This window comes from Blattabacterium cuenoti (assembly GCF_014251555.1).
GTDB lineage: Bacteria > Bacteroidota > Bacteroidia > Flavobacteriales > Blattabacteriaceae > Blattabacterium > Blattabacterium cuenoti_P.
This window is the reverse complement of sequence record NZ_CP059190.1, coordinates 204,099-219,070: the sequence shown is the minus strand read 5'-3', so window position 1 is coordinate 219,070 and position 14,972 is coordinate 204,099. Positions and strand designations below refer to the sequence as shown.

Sequence of the window (14,972 nt, the reverse complement as noted above, 5' to 3'; positions counted from 1 at the left end):
AAATTTTTTAATGAAAAATTATGAAAACAATTATCATAAAATATCCTGCAGGAAATGTACAGTCGGTTCTTTTTTCTCTAGAAAGGATAGGAGTACAAGCCATCGTAACAGATTCTATGGAATCTATTCAAAATGCAGAAAAAGTTATTTTGCCTGGAGTAGGAGAAGCTAATTGTGCAATGAAATATTTAAAAGAAAAAAAATTGGATGTTCTTTTATCTAAATTAGAACAACCTGTATTGGGAATATGTTTGGGAATGCAATTACTTTGTAAATATTCAGAAGAAAGTAGTACTACATGCATAGGAATTTTCGATTTATTGGTTAGAAAGTTTCAATCTAAAAATAAAAATGATAAAATACCTCAAATAGGTTGGAATACCATTCATAAACTCAAAGGTCCTTTATTTGAAAATATTCCAGATGGAAGTTATCAATATTTTGTTCATAGTTATTATGCTCCTTTGGGAAAATACACAACAGCAAAAACAGAATATATAGTTTCTTACAGTGCTGCGTTGCAAAAGAATAATTTTTATGCTGTTCAATTTCATCCAGAAAAATCTTCTTATGTAGGACACAAAATATTAGAAAATTTTATCCGATTATAAAAATAATTAATGATGAATATTATAGTAGCTATAGATTTAATTGATGGAAAGTGCGTTCGTTTAAAACAAGGTGATTTTAAAAAGAAAAAAATTTATAATGATGATCCGCTAGAAATGGCTTTTTTATTAGAAGATAATGGAATATCTAGACTGCATTTAGTCGATTTAGATGGAGCAAAAAAAGGAGAAGTAGTACATTGGAAAATTTTGGAAAAAATAGCAAAACATACAAATTTAATTATAGATTTTGGAGGAGGAATTCATACTGAAGAGGATGTTCGTGCTGTATTTGAAAATGGAGGTCATATGGTAACTGTTGGTAGTATTGCTATTAAAAAACCCATTCTTTTAAAAAAATGGATCCATATTTATGGAGATGATAAAATTTTATTAGGATTAGATGTTAAAAATAAAAAAATCGCCACTAATGGGTGGACAGAATTTTTTGATATTCCATTCTTGGATTTTTTAGCAGAAAAAAATAATCATGGAGTCAGAAAAATTTTTTGTACAGACATATCTAAAGATGGAGTTTTGTCTGGTCCTTCTTTTTATTTATACAAGGAAATAATTCAAAGATTTCCAAATATTGAATTTATAGCAAGTGGAGGAATTAGAAATATAGAAGATATAGATAAATTATTCAATTTAGGTTGTAGAGGAGTCATTATTGGAAAAGCGATATATGAGAATAAGATATCGTTATCAGAACTTAGAAATTGGCAAGAAAAGAATAATAATAATTAAATATGTTAGCTAAACGTATTATACCCTGTTTAGATATTAAAAATGGAAGAACAGTAAAAGGAGTTAATTTTAAACATTTAAAAGATGCTGGAGATCCAATTCAATTAGTTTGTTGGTATACAAAACAAGGTGCAGATGAATTAATATTTTTGGATATCACAGCTACAAATGAAAAACGTCAAACATTAACTAGCTTAGTGAGAGATATTTCTAGTCATATTAATATTCCTTTTACAGTTGGAGGAGGAATTCGAGAAGAAGAGGATGTAGAATTATTATTAAATGCAGGCGCAGATAAAATATCTATTAACACTGCAGCTTTTAAAAGTCCAAATCTTTTAGAAAGATTTTCTAAAAGATTTGGAAGTCAATGTATTGTATTAGCTATTGATACAAAATATGAGGAAAATGAATGGTGGGTATATTTAAATGGAGGTAGGATTTCCACTAAAACGAAAACACTAGATTGGGCTAGAGAGGGGGCTAATAGAGGAGCTGGAGAAATATTATTAACTTCAATGAATCATGATGGAACAAAAAATGGATTCGCTTTAGATATTACCAAAAAAATATCAGAAAATATTTCTACTCCAGTTATTGCTTCAGGTGGTGCTGGAAAATTAGAAGATTTTTATAAAATCTTCCAAATTGGAAAGGCAGATGCTGCTTTAGCTGCCAGTATATTTCATTATAGAGAAATAGAAATTCCAAATTTAAAATATTATTTAAACCGTTTTCATATACCTGTAAGAACTACGATATGAAAAAAGAATATTTTCAACAAAAAATGATCAATTTTAAAAAAGGATTGATCCCTGTGATTATTCAAGATGCAAAAACAGATAAAATATTAATGCTAGGTTATATGAATCAAGAAGCCTATCAAAAAAGTGTTCATGAAAAAAAAGTGACTTTTTATAGCAGATCTAAAAAAAGATTGTGGACTAAAGGGGAAGTTAGTAGAAACTATCTATTTATTAAAGATCTATTAATAGATTGTGATGGAGATACTTTATTGATTAAAGCAGTCCCAACAGGACCTATTTGTCATAAAGGAACAGACACTTGTTGGAAAGAGGTTAATAAAAAAAATTTTTTATTTTATTTGGAAGATTTAATTTCTAGTAGAATTAATCAACAGAAAAAAAACTCTTATATATATCAATTATCAAAAAAAGGAATTAATAAAATATCTCAAAAATTAGGAGAAGAAGCTGTAGAACTTGTTATTGAATCTAAGGATAACAATAGAAACTTATTTTTAAATGAATCTGCAGATTTACTTTTTCATTATCTTATTCTTTTACATGAAAAAGGTTTCTCTATACAAGATGTTATTAATATTTTGGAAAATAGACATATAGATAATCAAAATTCTGATTAAGGAATATTTAACATTTTATGAATTTGAAGAGAAATCCTCCATTTTGGATTCTCTTTTATATAAAAAATTATTTTTGGAAGAATCTTAACTAAATGAGTCCACTCAGGTTGTAGGAACAGGAAACAATTAGTGTTTTTGACATGAATGGCTTGTTCTTCTGCAAAAAGAAAATCTTTTTCATTAGAAATAATAATTTTTAACTCGTTGGTTTTTTTATAATTTTCTGCTAAAGGAAGTTTTATTTTTTTGGGAGAAACGGTGATCCAATCCATATATTTTTCTTTTATAGGATAAGATCCTGAAGTTTCAACATGAATACGATATCCTTTTTTTTTCAAAATTTTGGTTAAAGGATATAAATCCCACATCATAGGTTCTCCACCAGTAATTACAATGTTTTTGACTGTATGATTATTATTGCTAATATGAGCAATAATTTTATGAACTGGAATAAAATCCTTTTTTTTGATTTTCCAGCTTTCTTTGGTATCGCACCAATCACATTTTATATTGCATCCTTCAAAACGAATAAAGTACGCAGCTATCCCATAATAATGACCTTCTCCTTGAATAGAATAAAAAAATTCTTTTATAGGAAAACTAATTTCTTTCATCTTTTCTATTTAATGCAGCTATTAAAGTATTTTTTAATAACATAACACGAGTCATAGGACCTACTCCACCTGGAACAGGTGTTAGATAAGAAGCTTTTCCATAAACACTATAAAAATCAACGTCTCCTAGTATTTTTTTTTCATCTTTTGTACTATTTATTCCTACATCTATAACGATAGCTCCTTTTTTAATCATTTTTCCTTTAAGAAACTTTGGAATTCCAACTGCCACTATAATTATATCAGCCTGTTTTGTGTAATCTTCTATATTTGGAGTATGACTATGAGTCAATGTAACCGTACTATTTCCATAATTACTTCTTCTACTCATCAGAATACTAATAGGCCTTCCGACTATCCTACTTCTTCCAATTACTACAGTATGTCTTTTGGATATTTTAATTTGATTTTTTTCCAAAAGAGTTAATATACCTAATGCAGTTGCAGGAAAAAAAGCTTTCATGTTTAAAGCCATTTTTCCAAAATTTTCAGGATGAAATCCATCTACATCTTTGTTTGGATCGATAGATAAAATTATTTTTTCCTGGTTGATATGCTTTTCAAGGGGTAATTGGACTATAAAACCATCTATTAATGGATTTTGATTCATTTTGTTTATTTCTTCCAATAATTTTTTTTCTAGACACCCTACTGGTAGATGTACTAAAGAAGATTTTATTCCTATATTTTTACACTCTTTGAGTTTGCTATTAACATATGTAATACTAGATCTATTATTTCCTGTTAAGATGATTCCAAGATGTGGAACACGTTTTTTTTTATTTAGTATATTTTTTTCAATTTCCTTGGAAATTTCTTTTCTTATTTCTATTGCTAATTGATTTCCATTTAATAATTTAGTCATCTCCTAATTTCTATTTCTTTTGTTAATTGAAGGAATTCTTTTACAGATAATTCTTCTGCTCTTTTGTTCAAAAATGGAATTTGATAAAAATTTGGAATATGGTTAAATAGTTGCAGAGAATTTTTTAATTTTTTTCTTCTTTGATTAAAAGCTTTTTTGACACATTCAAATAATAAATCCTTGTTACAAGAAAGAATTTCATTCTTTTTTCTTAAAGAGATAACTGCCGATTTTACATTTGGCATAGGAAAAAAAACTTGCTTTTTTACAGTAAAAAGATATTTTACTTCATAAAATGCTTGGACCAAAACTGATAAAATTCCATAAGTTTTTTCCCCTTCATGAGATGTAATACGTTTTGCTACTTCTTTTTGAAACATGCCAATGCACTCTGGTATGTATTGATTATATTTCAATATATGAAATAAGATTTGAGAAGAAATGCTATAAGGAAAATTCCCAATAATTGCAAAATTCTGCAAATTCATTTCTTCAGGATTCCATTTTAAAAAATCTTTATGAATAATTCTATTTTTAGAAATAGAAAAATTTTTTCTTAAAAAAGAAATTAATTCTCTATCTATTTCTATTAAAAAAACCTGATGACGACAATATAAATTCAACAAATATTGAGTAAGAATACCTAATCCAGGACCTATTTCTACTACTGCATCATAATTTTGAAAAGAAAGATTTCTTACAATTTTCTTTGCTATATTTTTGTCTTTTAAAAAATGCTGATCGAATTTATTTCTAATTTTAAAAGTAGACTTATGCATTTGCATTGTGCAAATATAGAAAATATTATTCGTATCTTGCATATTATGTATGGTAAATAGGATTTTAGTTTTTTTTCTATGCTTAGAACCTCTTTTATACGAGAAAATCGAGAAAAAGTTTTATTAGGATTAAAAAAAAGAAATTTTCAAGAAATAGACCTGATAGATGAGATATTAATTTTAGACGAAAAAAAAAAAATAGCTCAAAAAGTTTTGAACAAAATATTAGAAAAAGAAAATTCAATATCTAAGAAAATAGGTCGATTTTTAAATTTTGGTCAAAATATTCAAATAGAATCTTTAAAAGAAAAATCTACTTTCTTAAAAAAAGAAAAAAAAAATGTCAATGTTAAACTAAGAGAAATTGTTGAAATTTTAGAAAAAAAATTAAATCAAATTCCTAATATTCCTGATGAAAAAGTAAAAAATAATTCTGAGGAAAACGATATTCTTTTTCAAGAAGGTGAAATTGATTGTCATCTTGAAAATCCTCTTCCCCACTGGGAATTATCAAATAAATTTCGTTTATTTGATTCAAATTTGGGAACAAAAATATGTGGTTCTGGCTTTTCAGTTTATATGGGGAAAGGAGCAAAATTACAAAGGAGTTTAATTCAATATTTTATAGATCAAAATATACAGGCTTCGTATAAAGAATATAGTTTACCTTATCTTGTAAATGAAAAATCTGTATACGCTACAGGACAAATTCCAGATAAAGAAAATCAAATGTATTTTATAGAAAAAGATAACCTTTATCTGATTCCTACCGGAGAAGTTCCTATAATGAATAGCTACAGAGATAAAATTTTTTCATATGCAGATCTTCCTGTTAAAGCTACTACTTATACTTCTTGTTTTAGAAGAGAAGCAGGATCTTATGGATCCAAAGTAAGAGGATTGAATAGGTTGCATCAATTTGAAAAAGTGGAAATTATTCAAATCACTACACAAGATAGTTCTTTTTCTTCTTTAGAAGAAATGATTTTGCATGTTAAAACTCTTTTAAAATCTTTAGATTTGCCCTTTCGTCTTATTCGTTTGAATGGACCAGATCTTGGTTTCTCTTCTTCTATAACTTACGATTTTGAAGTTTATTCTATAGCGCAAAAAAAATGGTTAGAAGTCAGTTCTATATCTAATTGCAGTGATTTTCAATCTAATAGACTGAATTTGAGATACAAAACTATGACAGGTCATGTTAAATTTTGTCATACTCTTAATGGGAGTGCTTTAGCTTTACCACGGATTATGGCCACTTTGTTAGAGAATCATCAAACTGAAAATCAAATTAATATTCCTAAAATATTAGTTCCTTATACTGAATTTGATCATATCAAGTAAAAGTTATGTTATGAAAGTGATTGAGCATATATCTAAAGCAAAAAAAACTTTATTTTCCTTTGAGATTTTACCTCCTTTAAGAGGACATGATATTAAAGACATTTTTTCTACTTTAGATCCTTTAATGGAATTCAATCCTCCTTTTATTGATGTTACTTATCATAGAGAAGAATTTATTTATGTAGAAAAAGATAATGGACTCTTGCAGAGAAGAAAAATTTCAAGACGTCCAGGAACCGTAGGAATTTGCGCTGCTATTATGAACAAATATGGAGTTGATGCTGTCCCACATTTGATTTGTGGTGGTTTTAATAAACAAATGACAGAAAACGCTTTAATAGATCTAAATTTTTTGGGAATAGATAATGTTCTAGTTCTTAGAGGAGATTCTTTGAAATCTGAAAGTAATTTTTTTGCGAAAAAAGATGGACACAAATATGCAGTAGAACTTGTTAAACAAGTTAAGGATTTAAATCTAGGGAAATATCTTGACAAAACTTTTGTCGAACGAAAAGAATCTCCATTATTTGATTTTTGCATTGGAGTAGCAGGATATCCAGAAAAACATTTGGAAGCTCCAAATATTGAAAGTGATTTATTCTTTTTGAAAAAAAAAATAGAAGCAGGAGCTGATTATATTGTGACTCAAATGTTTTTTGATAATAAGAAGTATTTTTCTTTTGTTAAAAAATGTAGATCAGAAGGAATTTCTGTTCCCATCATACCTGGAATCAAACCTATTTCTTCAAAAAAACAGTTGAACAGTCTTCCTTCTCGTTTTTATTTAAATATTCCTCACGAATTAGTTAAAGAAGTTGAAAAAGCGAAAGATAAAAAAGTTGTATCTCATATTGGAATTGAATGGGCTATTCATCAATCTAAAGAATTAAAAAATTCTGGTGTAGAAGTCATTCATTATTACACTATGGATAGACCAGAAAATATTTATAAGATCGTTCAATCTATTTATTAAAAAAGATTAAATTCAATAAAGAGTTTCTTTGATGGCTTTGATTACCTTTTCTTCATTTGGAAACCAAGTTTTGATCAAATTTGGAGCATAAGGTGCTGGAGTGTCCAATAAAGTTATTCTGTTAATAGGTGCATCAAGATAATCAAATGCTTTTTTTTGTATGAAATACGAAACTTCAGAGGCTATAGATGAAAAGGGCCATGATTCTTCTAAAATTACTAATCGATTGGTTTTTTTTACAGAAAAAAGTATAGATTCATAATCTAAGGGACGTAGAGTCCGGATATCTATAACTTCTACACTAATATTTTCTTTATCTAATTTTTTTGCTATATTTAAAGCCATTTTCATGATTTTTCCAAAGGAAACTAAACTGATATCAGTTCCTTCTTTTTTGATGTCTGCTTTTCCAATAGGTAGAATATATTCTTCTTCTGGAATCATCATTTTATCTCCATACATTTGTTCAGATTCCATAAAAATTACTGGATTATTATCTCTTATTGCAGATTTCAAAAGGCCCTTAGCATCATAAGGGTTACATGGAATGACCACTTTCAATCCAGGACAACTGGCATACCAACTTTCAAAAGATTGAGAATGTGTAGCTCCTAATTGTCCAGCAGAGCCAGTAGGCCCTCTGAAAACAATAGGAATATTCCACTGTCCTCCACTCATATAACGTATTTTTGCTGCATTATTAATGATTTGATCCATGGCAATTAAAGAAAAGTTAAAAGTCATAAATTCAATAATGGGTCTGCATCCATTCATAGCAGAACCTACACCTATTCCAGAAAATCCTAATTCCGATATAGGAGTATCAATAACTCTTTTTGGTCCAAATTCTTCTAACATTCCTTTAGAGGCTTTATAAGCTCCATTATATTGAGCGACTTCTTCACCCATGAGATAAACAGAATCATTTCTTCTCATTTCTTCACTCATAGCTTCTGCTATAACTTCACGAAAAGTCTTTTCTTTCATATAGATTAGATATCAGTTTTTCATTTTCAGAAAAAAAATAATATAGAAAAAAACAACGGAAAAGAAAGAAAAATCTTTCTTTTCCGTCACGATAAAATATTTAATCAATTAACAATTAATTCTTTTTAGATCCTTCTTTTTGCTTTTTTAAAAAATTGAAAAAATTTTCTTGTTTTTTCTGCAAAGCATCTTTTTCATTTTTTGCTTCTGTTATTGATTTATTCAATTTGTTTAAAAGTATATTTTTTTCCTTTAGTATTTTTAATCTTTCTTTTCCTAATTTTTTTTGATCTTCAAAATCTTTTTGAGCTTCTACTTGTTCTTGAGAACCAACTGGTTTAGATCTCATTATCATTTTTCTTCTTTTAACTTCATTCAATATACCCTTTTGAACTTCTATCATTTGATAATATTCATCACAATGTTTTTCAGTTTCTTTTTCTAATTTTTGTATTTTTTCTCCTATTTCTTTAATTTCTCTAGATAAATCCTCAGGATCTATATTATCCATGCCTGAAAAATCATTTTCAGGAGATTCAGAATTGGAAGGGGTTTCGGAAGGAGTAGTAGTTTTTGGAGGTTCAGTAGGAGGAGTGTCAGGTGAAGAAGAAGCGATAGTAGGTGGGGGATCAGGAATAGAAGGAGTTTCTACAGTTGTAGGTGTGTTATTATTCACGTCCGAATCTTCTTTCCCAACGGAAGTTACCTCATCATTACAGGATATAATAAATCCTAATGTGATAAAAATTGTTGGAATTAGAACTTTTATAGAAGTATTCATAATAAAAAAATTTTAAATTTTGTTAATAAATATATAAAAAAAATTATTACATATAATAAGAATTTTATATATATTATTGTTATAACAAAAAATGAAAAAAACAAAAATATCCTTTTATATTGAGGATATTTGGTTACAATAGCAAGATTTATTATATAATTTAAATTTTCCTATGGATCAATTCATTAGATTAGCTATACGGGGAATATCCTTGAGTCAAATACAGTCTGGGATATATGTTTTATTACTTGAAGAAGAATCTGGAAGAATTAAACTTCCTATTATCATAGAAAGTTTACAAGCTCAATCTATTGCTTCTGCTTTAGGAAAAAGAGATCCATCCAGATCTTTTACGCATGATTTATTTCTTACTTTCGCAAAAGTATTTCATATTAGATTAAAAGCAGTTGTTATATACAAACTAGTAAATGGAATATTTTTTTCTTATATTTTGTTTGAAGGAGATCATATAGAAGAAGAGGGAGAGGGAGAAAAAAGAGAACATAAAATAGATTCAAAAACGTCAGATGCTGTCGCTTTGGCAGTAAGATTTCAGGCTCCTATTTATACAACAAAAGAAATATTTGATAAAGCAGGTATTTATTTTGAAAATGGGTTTCCTATTGATAAAGAAAATGAACCTTCTGAAACAGGAATAGAAAATAGTGGATTCCTTTTTTTTAAAGAAAAAAGTCAACAAGATTTGGAAAAAATGACTGAAAGAGATCTAAATGCACTATTAAATCACGCCGTCGTCAATGAATGTTATGAACTTGCAGCAAGAATTAAGAAAGAATTAGATAGAAGAGAGTGATTATTTTTTTTTTTCGAATCTTATAAAACTGTAATTATATAAATGGGATTTGTCTTTTTCGTAAAAAAATTCATATATTTTTTTCCATTTTTTTGCATCTATTTTTGGAAATTTAGCATCTCCATAAAATTTTTTATGAACTAATGTTAATTCTATTGCGTGTGCTTTTTCAATTGTAGAAGCATATGTTTTTTCTCCTCCTATAACAAATATTCTTTCATTTTTTAAATAATCTATCTGTTTTACAGATGAAAAAATTTTTATATTTTTTTGATTTTTTATACTTTTAAAGTATGATGATTTCATGAAGTTGATTTTATTTTTTGTTAATATAATATTTGTTCTTTTTGGAAGTATTTTTCCAATAGATTCGAAAGTTTTTCTTCCCATTAAAACTGTTTCTCCCATAGTTAAATTTTTAAAACGTTTTAAATCATTAGGCAAGTGCCACATGAGTTGATTGTTTTTTCCTATAAAACCGTTTTTCGAAACAGCAGCAATCAAAATAATTTTCATTATTATTTCAATATTTCAATTTTTTTTATATTTTTAAATCTATGGATATTTCAATCAAATACGATCCAAAATCTGTGGAGAAAAAAAGATATAATTATTGGATGAAAGGAAATTACTTTTCATCATACCCAGATGATAGAATCCCTTATACTATAGTTATGCCACCTCCAAATATTACTGGAGTACTTCACATAGGACATATGCTGAATAATACAATTCAGGATGTTTTGATTAGATATGCCAGAATGAAAGGATATAATGCTTGTTGGATTCCTGGGACAGATCACGCATCTATTGCAACAGAAGCAAAAGTAGTTGATGAATTAAAAAAACAAGGATTATCTAAATCTTTTTTAGGAAGAGAAAAATTTTTGGACTATGTTCTTGAATGGTCAAAAAAACATAAAAGTATTATTTTTGATCAACTTAAAAAATTGGGATGTTCATGTGATTGGAATCGGACTCAATTTACGATGAACCAAAAATTATCTAGATCTGTTTCAAAAATTTTTATAGATTTGTATGAACATGGATATATTTATAGAGATTATCATGTTGTGAATTGGGATCCAAAAGCTAAAACGACTCTTTCTGATGAAGAAGTTATTTATGAAGAACGTATTGGTCAACTTTATTATTTGAAATATCAAATAAAAGGAGAAAAAAATTATGTAACTGTAGCAACAACTCGTCCTGAAACCATATTTGGGGATACTGCTATTTGTTTTCATCCATATGATTCACGTTATTTTCATTTGAAAGGAAAACATGCAAAAGTTCCAATAATTAATAAATATATTCCTATTATACAGGATTCGTATGTAGACAAAGATTTCGGAACAGGATGTTTAAAACTCACTCCAGCTCATGACATACATGACAAAAATATAGCAGATAAACATAAATTAGACATAGTTAATATTTTTAATGAAGATGCGACCTTAAATGAAAAAGGTCTTCATTACAAGGGGATGAATCGTTTTGAGGCAAGAAAAAAAATTATTGAAGAATTAAAACAATTGGGTTCTTTAGTAAAAATAGAAAAGTATAATCAGAAAATAGGTTTTTCTGAACGAACTTTATCAGTAGTAGAACAAAAATTGTCTCTTCAATGGTTTTTAAAAATGAGAGAAATATCTGTTCCTGCTGTAGAAGCTGTAAAAAATGGAGATATTCAATTTTATCCAAAAAAAATTAATAAAATTTATTTCCAATGGATGAATCAAATTCGTGACTGGAATATATCTAGACAATTATGGTGGGGGCATCGTCTTCCTGTTTATTATTATGGAAAAAAACCTAATGATTTTGTGGTTGCAGAAAGTTTAGAAAAAGCATTAAAAAAAGCGAGAAAAAAAAGCGAAAATTCACACTTAAGTTATAATGAAATATGGCAAGATTCAGATGTTTTAGATACTTGGTTTTCCTCTTGGTTATTTCCATTGTCTGTTTTTGATGGAATTTATCATCCTCATAATCACGAAATTTGTTATTATTATCCGACTGAAGATATAGTAACAGGATCGGATATATTATTTTTTTGGGTTGCACGTATGATTATAGCAGGTTTCTTTTTTCAAAAGAAAAAACCCTTTAAAAGGGTTTTTTTTACCGGAATTGTTAGAGATTCTAAAAATAAAAAAATATCAAAATCATTAAATAATTCTCCAAATCCTATAGATTTAATTAACCAATATGGAGCAGATGCTGTACGTATGGGTCTCATGTTGAAAACTAGTGCAGGAAAAGATTTTCATTTTGAGGAAAAAATATGTTTGCAAGGAAGGAATTTTTCAAACAAAGTGTGGAATGCTTTTCGTTTAATTAAAAGTTGGAAAATACAAAAAAATCAACATGTGCCTGATTCTTCTCTAATTGCTATTAAATGGTTAAAAAATCGTTTTTATTATGTTTTGGAAATTTTTGAAAAACATTTCCAAGAATATAAATTTGATGAATCATTAATGGTTTTATATAAATTTATTTGGGATGATTTCTGTTCTTATTTTCTTGAAATTATTAAACCTATTCATGAAAATAGATGTATTTCAAAAATAGAATATTTAAATACCGTTAAATTTTTTGAAAACATATTGAAATTATTACATCCATATATGCCTTTTCTCTCAGAAGAGATTTGGAATCTACTTGAAAAAAGAAAACCGGAAGAAGCTTTAATTGTTTCTTCTTGGCCTAAAAAAAAACCCTATGATTATGAAATGTTAGTTTCTTTCAAAAAAGTTACTCAAATAATATCTGAAATACGCAATATTAGAAATAAAAGTCATATTCCTTATCAAAAAAGTCTTGTATTGTTGACTATGAGAAAAAAAGAAGAGAAAGAATATAATTCTATCATATTAAAGTTGGCTAATTTATCAGAAATTGTTTCTGTATTAGAAGAACCCAAAAATGAATCGCTATTTTCTTTTTTTTTAGATACAGATCAGTTTTTCTTATCCTTGGCAGATCGTAGCTATCATTCTAGTCATATGGATCTTATTAAGATTGAAAAAAAAATTCAATATCTTCATAATTTATTATCTTTAATTCAAAAAAATTTATCGAATGATAAATATGTTATTTCGATTCCAAAAAACTTACTTTTAAAGGAAAGAAAAAAAGAAAGTGATACATTGAAAAAAATATACCAACTCGAAAAGTATTTAAAATTTTTAAAAAAATAAAACGAAAAATCAATCTAATTACCAATTTCCACTACTTCCTCCCCCTCCGAAATTTCCTCCTCCTCCAAATCCATCAAAATTATCTTCATTTTCATGATTATGAACATTTTTATTTTTGAATAGGAAATCTGTTATAAGTAAAGTATTTAATAATGAGGAATCTATTATTTTTTTTCCAGATAATAAAAAAAGCATAACAAAAAAAGCACTCATACAAATAAAAAAATTACACATAGAAAAAACTTTCTTTTTTTGTTTTTTATGATAATATTGATTCTGAAGAATTCGAAATATTTCCTGAATACAGGAATCTATAGCTTGATAATAGAGATGATTTTTCAATATAGGTTTTGCTTTTTCTATAATTTTCGTAGTTAAAAAGTCGGTCACATAGGGTTCTATTCCATATCCATTTTGAATAGATATTTTTCTATCATTGATAGATAATAATATGACTATTCCATTATTTTTCAAGCTTCCAATTTTCCATTTTTCTCCCCATTGAGCAGCTAAAAAATTTGGATCTTCTCCATGAAGATCCCGAATGATAGGAATGAAAATTTCTGTTGATGTAATTTTAGAGTATGAAACAAGTTTTTGATTTAATTTTTTTATCTGTTTTTTGGATAAGATTCCTGCATAATCCTGAACAGGATATATTTTTTTTGGCGATTCAGGTATATTAAATTGTCCTTTTGCTAGATTTGTGTAAAAAAAAATTAAAATAATTAATTGAATAATTTTTCTCATGATTTTTTTAGTGAATTGTTTTTCAATTCTTATTTAGAAAAATCTATAACAGGAGATTTTTCTGATCCTATTTGAGATTGAAAATATCCTTTCTCTTGGAATTGAGAAAAAAAGTTTGCTATGATAATTTTTGGAAATTGATTTCTATAAGTATTAAAATGATTTACTTGATCATTGAATCGGTTTCTTTCTACATTAATACGATTTTCTGTTCCTTCTAGTTGATTTTGCAATTCGTAAAAGTTTTTTGTTGACTTTAAATTCGGATAGTTTTCCACAATTAAAAGTAATCTATTGACAGAATTATTTAAGCTTTCTTGTGCTTTTTGAAATTTATTGATTTGATTTTGATTCAAATCATTTGGATTGATATCAATAGAAGTGGCTTTTGCTCTAGCTTCTATTACTTGAATTAATGTATTTTTTTCAAAATTTGCAGATCCTCTTACTGTATTCACTAAATTTGGAATTAGATCGGCTCTACGTTGATAAACATTTTCCACTTGTCCCCATTGTGTTTTAATCCCTTCTCTTAGTTTTACTAGATGATTATATACATTAGCACCCCATAATCCAATTATAAACATTAAAATTAAAATGGAGTAAATGACTATTAGAAAATTTTTTTTCATAAAAAAATTTTTTATAAAATATCTTCTATTAAGAAAATTTCTCTACTGGAAAAAAAAAATTGACATTCTTTAAAAGCATTTTGATTACTATCTGATCCATGTATAGCGTTTTTTTCTAAAGAGGTAGCATACAGATTTCGTATAGTTCCTTTTTCAGCATCGATTGGATTTGTATTTCCTATTAAAATTCTAAAGTCTCTTACGGCATTTTCTTTTTCCAATATGATAGAAATAATTGGTCCAGAAGACATAAATTCTACTAAAGATTCGAAAAAAGATTTTTCTTTATGTTCTTTATAAAATTTGATGGCTGATTTTTTAGAGAGTTCTGTCATTTTAAGTGCAACAATGTGAAATCCTGCATGAACTATTTTGGATAAAATAGAGATGCTATGTCCTTTTTTCACCGCATCCGGTTTGATAATAGAAAGAGTGATTTTTCCAAACATATGATAAATCATAGTTTTTTGTTGAATAGAAGAAAACAT

The 14,972-nt window shown here is 27.3% G+C and carries 17 protein-coding genes; 8 read left to right on the top strand and 9 right to left on the bottom strand.

The annotated features are described in order from the left end of the window. Positions 1–20 precede the first annotated feature (20 nt). From hisH to hisIE, 4 genes are read left to right on the top strand one after another with little or no spacing between them, the layout of a single operon-like run. A complete protein-coding gene (gene hisH / locus H0H68_RS01025; protein ID WP_185853511.1) occupies positions 21–611 on the top strand; it encodes an imidazole glycerol phosphate synthase subunit HisH in 591 nt (196 codons plus the stop codon). 12 nt (positions 612–623) lie between these two features. Continuing rightward, positions 624–1,358: a 1-(5-phosphoribosyl)-5-[(5-phosphoribosylamino)methylideneamino]imidazole-4-carboxamide isomerase gene (hisA, locus tag H0H68_RS01020; RefSeq protein ID WP_185853510.1), complete on the top strand. Its 735-nt coding sequence runs from the start codon at positions 624–626 to the stop codon at positions 1,356–1,358. A gap of 2 nt (positions 1,359–1,360) precedes the next feature. Continuing rightward, positions 1,361–2,122 carry an imidazole glycerol phosphate synthase subunit HisF gene (gene hisF, locus H0H68_RS01015; RefSeq protein WP_185853509.1) on the top strand — a complete coding sequence of 254 codons (762 nt, stop codon included), beginning with the start codon at positions 1,361–1,363 and terminating at the stop codon, positions 2,120–2,122. Then, positions 2,119–2,742, top strand: a complete 624-nt coding sequence (gene hisIE / locus H0H68_RS01010; RefSeq protein ID WP_185853508.1) for a bifunctional phosphoribosyl-AMP cyclohydrolase/phosphoribosyl-ATP diphosphatase HisIE — start codon at positions 2,119–2,121, stop codon at positions 2,740–2,742. Before hisF ends, hisIE begins: the two co-directional genes overlap by 4 nt. On the opposite strand, the gene H0H68_RS01005 is transcribed toward hisIE, so the two are convergent. Genes H0H68_RS01005 through rsmA form a run of 3 tightly spaced genes read right to left on the bottom strand, consistent with a single transcriptional unit; the run spans position 2,739 to position 5,006 of the window. Beyond that, on the bottom strand, positions 2,739–3,356 hold the full coding sequence (locus H0H68_RS01005) for a 7-carboxy-7-deazaguanine synthase QueE (RefSeq protein ID WP_185853507.1): 618 nt from the start codon (positions 3,354–3,356) through the stop codon (positions 2,739–2,741). The two genes, hisIE and H0H68_RS01005, sit on opposite strands and share 4 nt — an antisense overlap. Then, positions 3,343–4,221, bottom strand: coding sequence for a bifunctional 5,10-methylenetetrahydrofolate dehydrogenase/5,10-methenyltetrahydrofolate cyclohydrolase (locus H0H68_RS01000; RefSeq protein WP_185853506.1), 879 nt, complete (start codon positions 4,219–4,221; stop codon positions 3,343–3,345). The genes H0H68_RS01005 and H0H68_RS01000 overlap by 14 nt, the downstream gene beginning before the upstream one ends. Continuing rightward, positions 4,218–5,006: a 16S rRNA (adenine(1518)-N(6)/adenine(1519)-N(6))-dimethyltransferase RsmA gene (rsmA, locus tag H0H68_RS00995; protein WP_185853505.1), complete on the bottom strand. Its 789-nt coding sequence runs from the start codon at positions 5,004–5,006 to the stop codon at positions 4,218–4,220. Before rsmA ends, H0H68_RS01000 begins: the two co-directional genes overlap by 4 nt. Positions 5,007–5,078: 72 nt before the next feature. Here rsmA and serS point away from each other — a divergent pair, with 72 nt between their 5' ends. Together serS and metF are read left to right on the top strand one after the other, a co-directional pair. Beyond that, positions 5,079–6,344, top strand: coding sequence for a serine--tRNA ligase (gene serS / locus H0H68_RS00990; protein ID WP_185853504.1), 1,266 nt, complete (start codon positions 5,079–5,081; stop codon positions 6,342–6,344). A 10-nt stretch (positions 6,345–6,354) separates the two neighbouring features. Then, on the top strand, positions 6,355–7,317 hold the full coding sequence (gene metF, locus H0H68_RS00985; protein ID WP_185853503.1) for a methylenetetrahydrofolate reductase [NAD(P)H]: 963 nt from the start codon (positions 6,355–6,357) through the stop codon (positions 7,315–7,317). A 12-nt stretch (positions 7,318–7,329) separates the two neighbouring features. Here metF and H0H68_RS00980 read toward each other — a convergent pair whose 3' ends face one another. Together H0H68_RS00980 and H0H68_RS00975 are read right to left on the bottom strand one after the other, a co-directional pair. Further along, entirely contained in the window at positions 7,330–8,304 is a 975-nt protein-coding gene (locus H0H68_RS00980; protein ID WP_185853502.1) for a pyruvate dehydrogenase complex E1 component subunit beta, read from the bottom strand. Between the two features lie 115 nt (positions 8,305–8,419). After that, positions 8,420–9,085 carry a hypothetical protein gene (locus H0H68_RS00975; RefSeq protein WP_185853501.1) on the bottom strand — a complete coding sequence of 222 codons (666 nt, stop codon included), beginning with the start codon at positions 9,083–9,085 and terminating at the stop codon, positions 8,420–8,422. Between the two features lie 172 nt (positions 9,086–9,257). Between H0H68_RS00975 and H0H68_RS00970 the strand changes: the two genes are divergently transcribed. Continuing rightward, a complete protein-coding gene (locus H0H68_RS00970; RefSeq protein WP_185853500.1) occupies positions 9,258–9,899 on the top strand; it encodes a bifunctional nuclease family protein in 642 nt (213 codons plus the stop codon). On the opposite strand, the gene H0H68_RS00965 is transcribed toward H0H68_RS00970, so the two are convergent. Further along, positions 9,900–10,415, bottom strand: coding sequence for a dihydrofolate reductase (locus H0H68_RS00965; RefSeq protein WP_185853499.1), 516 nt, complete (start codon positions 10,413–10,415; stop codon positions 9,900–9,902). Positions 10,416–10,456: 41 nt separating this feature from the next. Here H0H68_RS00965 and H0H68_RS00960 point away from each other — a divergent pair, with 41 nt between their 5' ends. Beyond that, positions 10,457–13,102, top strand: a complete 2,646-nt coding sequence (locus H0H68_RS00960; protein WP_185853498.1) for a valine--tRNA ligase — start codon at positions 10,457–10,459, stop codon at positions 13,100–13,102. An 18-nt stretch (positions 13,103–13,120) separates the two neighbouring features. On the opposite strand, the gene H0H68_RS00955 is transcribed toward H0H68_RS00960, so the two are convergent. Genes H0H68_RS00955 through ndk form a run of 3 tightly spaced genes read right to left on the bottom strand, consistent with a single transcriptional unit; the run spans position 13,121 to position 14,945 of the window. Then, positions 13,121–13,852 (bottom strand): TPM domain-containing protein, encoded by a 732-nt coding sequence (locus H0H68_RS00955; RefSeq protein ID WP_185853497.1) that lies wholly within the window; start codon positions 13,850–13,852, stop codon positions 13,121–13,123. Positions 13,853–13,881: 29 nt separating this feature from the next. Then, positions 13,882–14,484, bottom strand: coding sequence for a LemA family protein (locus H0H68_RS00950; protein ID WP_185853496.1), 603 nt, complete (start codon positions 14,482–14,484; stop codon positions 13,882–13,884). A gap of 11 nt (positions 14,485–14,495) precedes the next feature. Continuing rightward, a complete protein-coding gene (gene ndk / locus H0H68_RS00945; protein WP_185853619.1) occupies positions 14,496–14,945 on the bottom strand; it encodes a nucleoside-diphosphate kinase in 450 nt (149 codons plus the stop codon). Between the last annotated feature and the right edge of the window lie 27 nt (positions 14,946–14,972).

Excerpts from the sequence above, each read along its gene's own strand:
- hisH (WP_185853511.1), top strand. The coding sequence starts at position 21 with ATGAAAACAATTATCATAAAATATCCTGCAGGAAATGTACAGTCGGTT.
- hisA (WP_185853510.1), top strand. The coding sequence starts at position 624 with ATGAATATTATAGTAGCTATAGATTTAATTGATGGAAAGTGCGTTCGT.
- hisF (WP_185853509.1), top strand. The coding sequence starts at position 1,361 with ATGTTAGCTAAACGTATTATACCCTGTTTAGATATTAAAAATGGAAGA.
- hisIE (WP_185853508.1), top strand. The coding sequence starts at position 2,119 with ATGAAAAAAGAATATTTTCAACAAAAAATGATCAATTTTAAAAAAGGA.
- H0H68_RS01005 (WP_185853507.1), bottom strand. The coding sequence starts at position 3,356 with ATGAAAGAAATTAGTTTTCCTATAAAAGAATTTTTTTATTCTATTCAA.
- H0H68_RS01000 (WP_185853506.1), bottom strand. The coding sequence starts at position 4,221 with ATGACTAAATTATTAAATGGAAATCAATTAGCAATAGAAATAAGAAAA.
- rsmA (WP_185853505.1), bottom strand. The coding sequence starts at position 5,006 with ATGCAAATGCATAAGTCTACTTTTAAAATTAGAAATAAATTCGATCAG.
- serS (WP_185853504.1), top strand. The coding sequence starts at position 5,079 with ATGCTTAGAACCTCTTTTATACGAGAAAATCGAGAAAAAGTTTTATTA.
- metF (WP_185853503.1), top strand. The coding sequence starts at position 6,355 with ATGAAAGTGATTGAGCATATATCTAAAGCAAAAAAAACTTTATTTTCC.
- H0H68_RS00980 (WP_185853502.1), bottom strand. The coding sequence starts at position 8,304 with ATGAAAGAAAAGACTTTTCGTGAAGTTATAGCAGAAGCTATGAGTGAA.
- H0H68_RS00975 (WP_185853501.1), bottom strand. The coding sequence starts at position 9,085 with ATGAATACTTCTATAAAAGTTCTAATTCCAACAATTTTTATCACATTA.
- H0H68_RS00970 (WP_185853500.1), top strand. The coding sequence starts at position 9,258 with ATGGATCAATTCATTAGATTAGCTATACGGGGAATATCCTTGAGTCAA.
- H0H68_RS00965 (WP_185853499.1), bottom strand. The coding sequence starts at position 10,415 with ATGAAAATTATTTTGATTGCTGCTGTTTCGAAAAACGGTTTTATAGGA.
- H0H68_RS00960 (WP_185853498.1), top strand. The coding sequence starts at position 10,457 with ATGGATATTTCAATCAAATACGATCCAAAATCTGTGGAGAAAAAAAGA.
- H0H68_RS00955 (WP_185853497.1), bottom strand. The coding sequence starts at position 13,852 with ATGAGAAAAATTATTCAATTAATTATTTTAATTTTTTTTTACACAAAT.
- H0H68_RS00950 (WP_185853496.1), bottom strand. The coding sequence starts at position 14,484 with ATGAAAAAAAATTTTCTAATAGTCATTTACTCCATTTTAATTTTAATG.
- ndk (WP_185853619.1), bottom strand. The coding sequence starts at position 14,945 with ATGATTTATCATATGTTTGGAAAAATCACTCTTTCTATTATCAAACCG.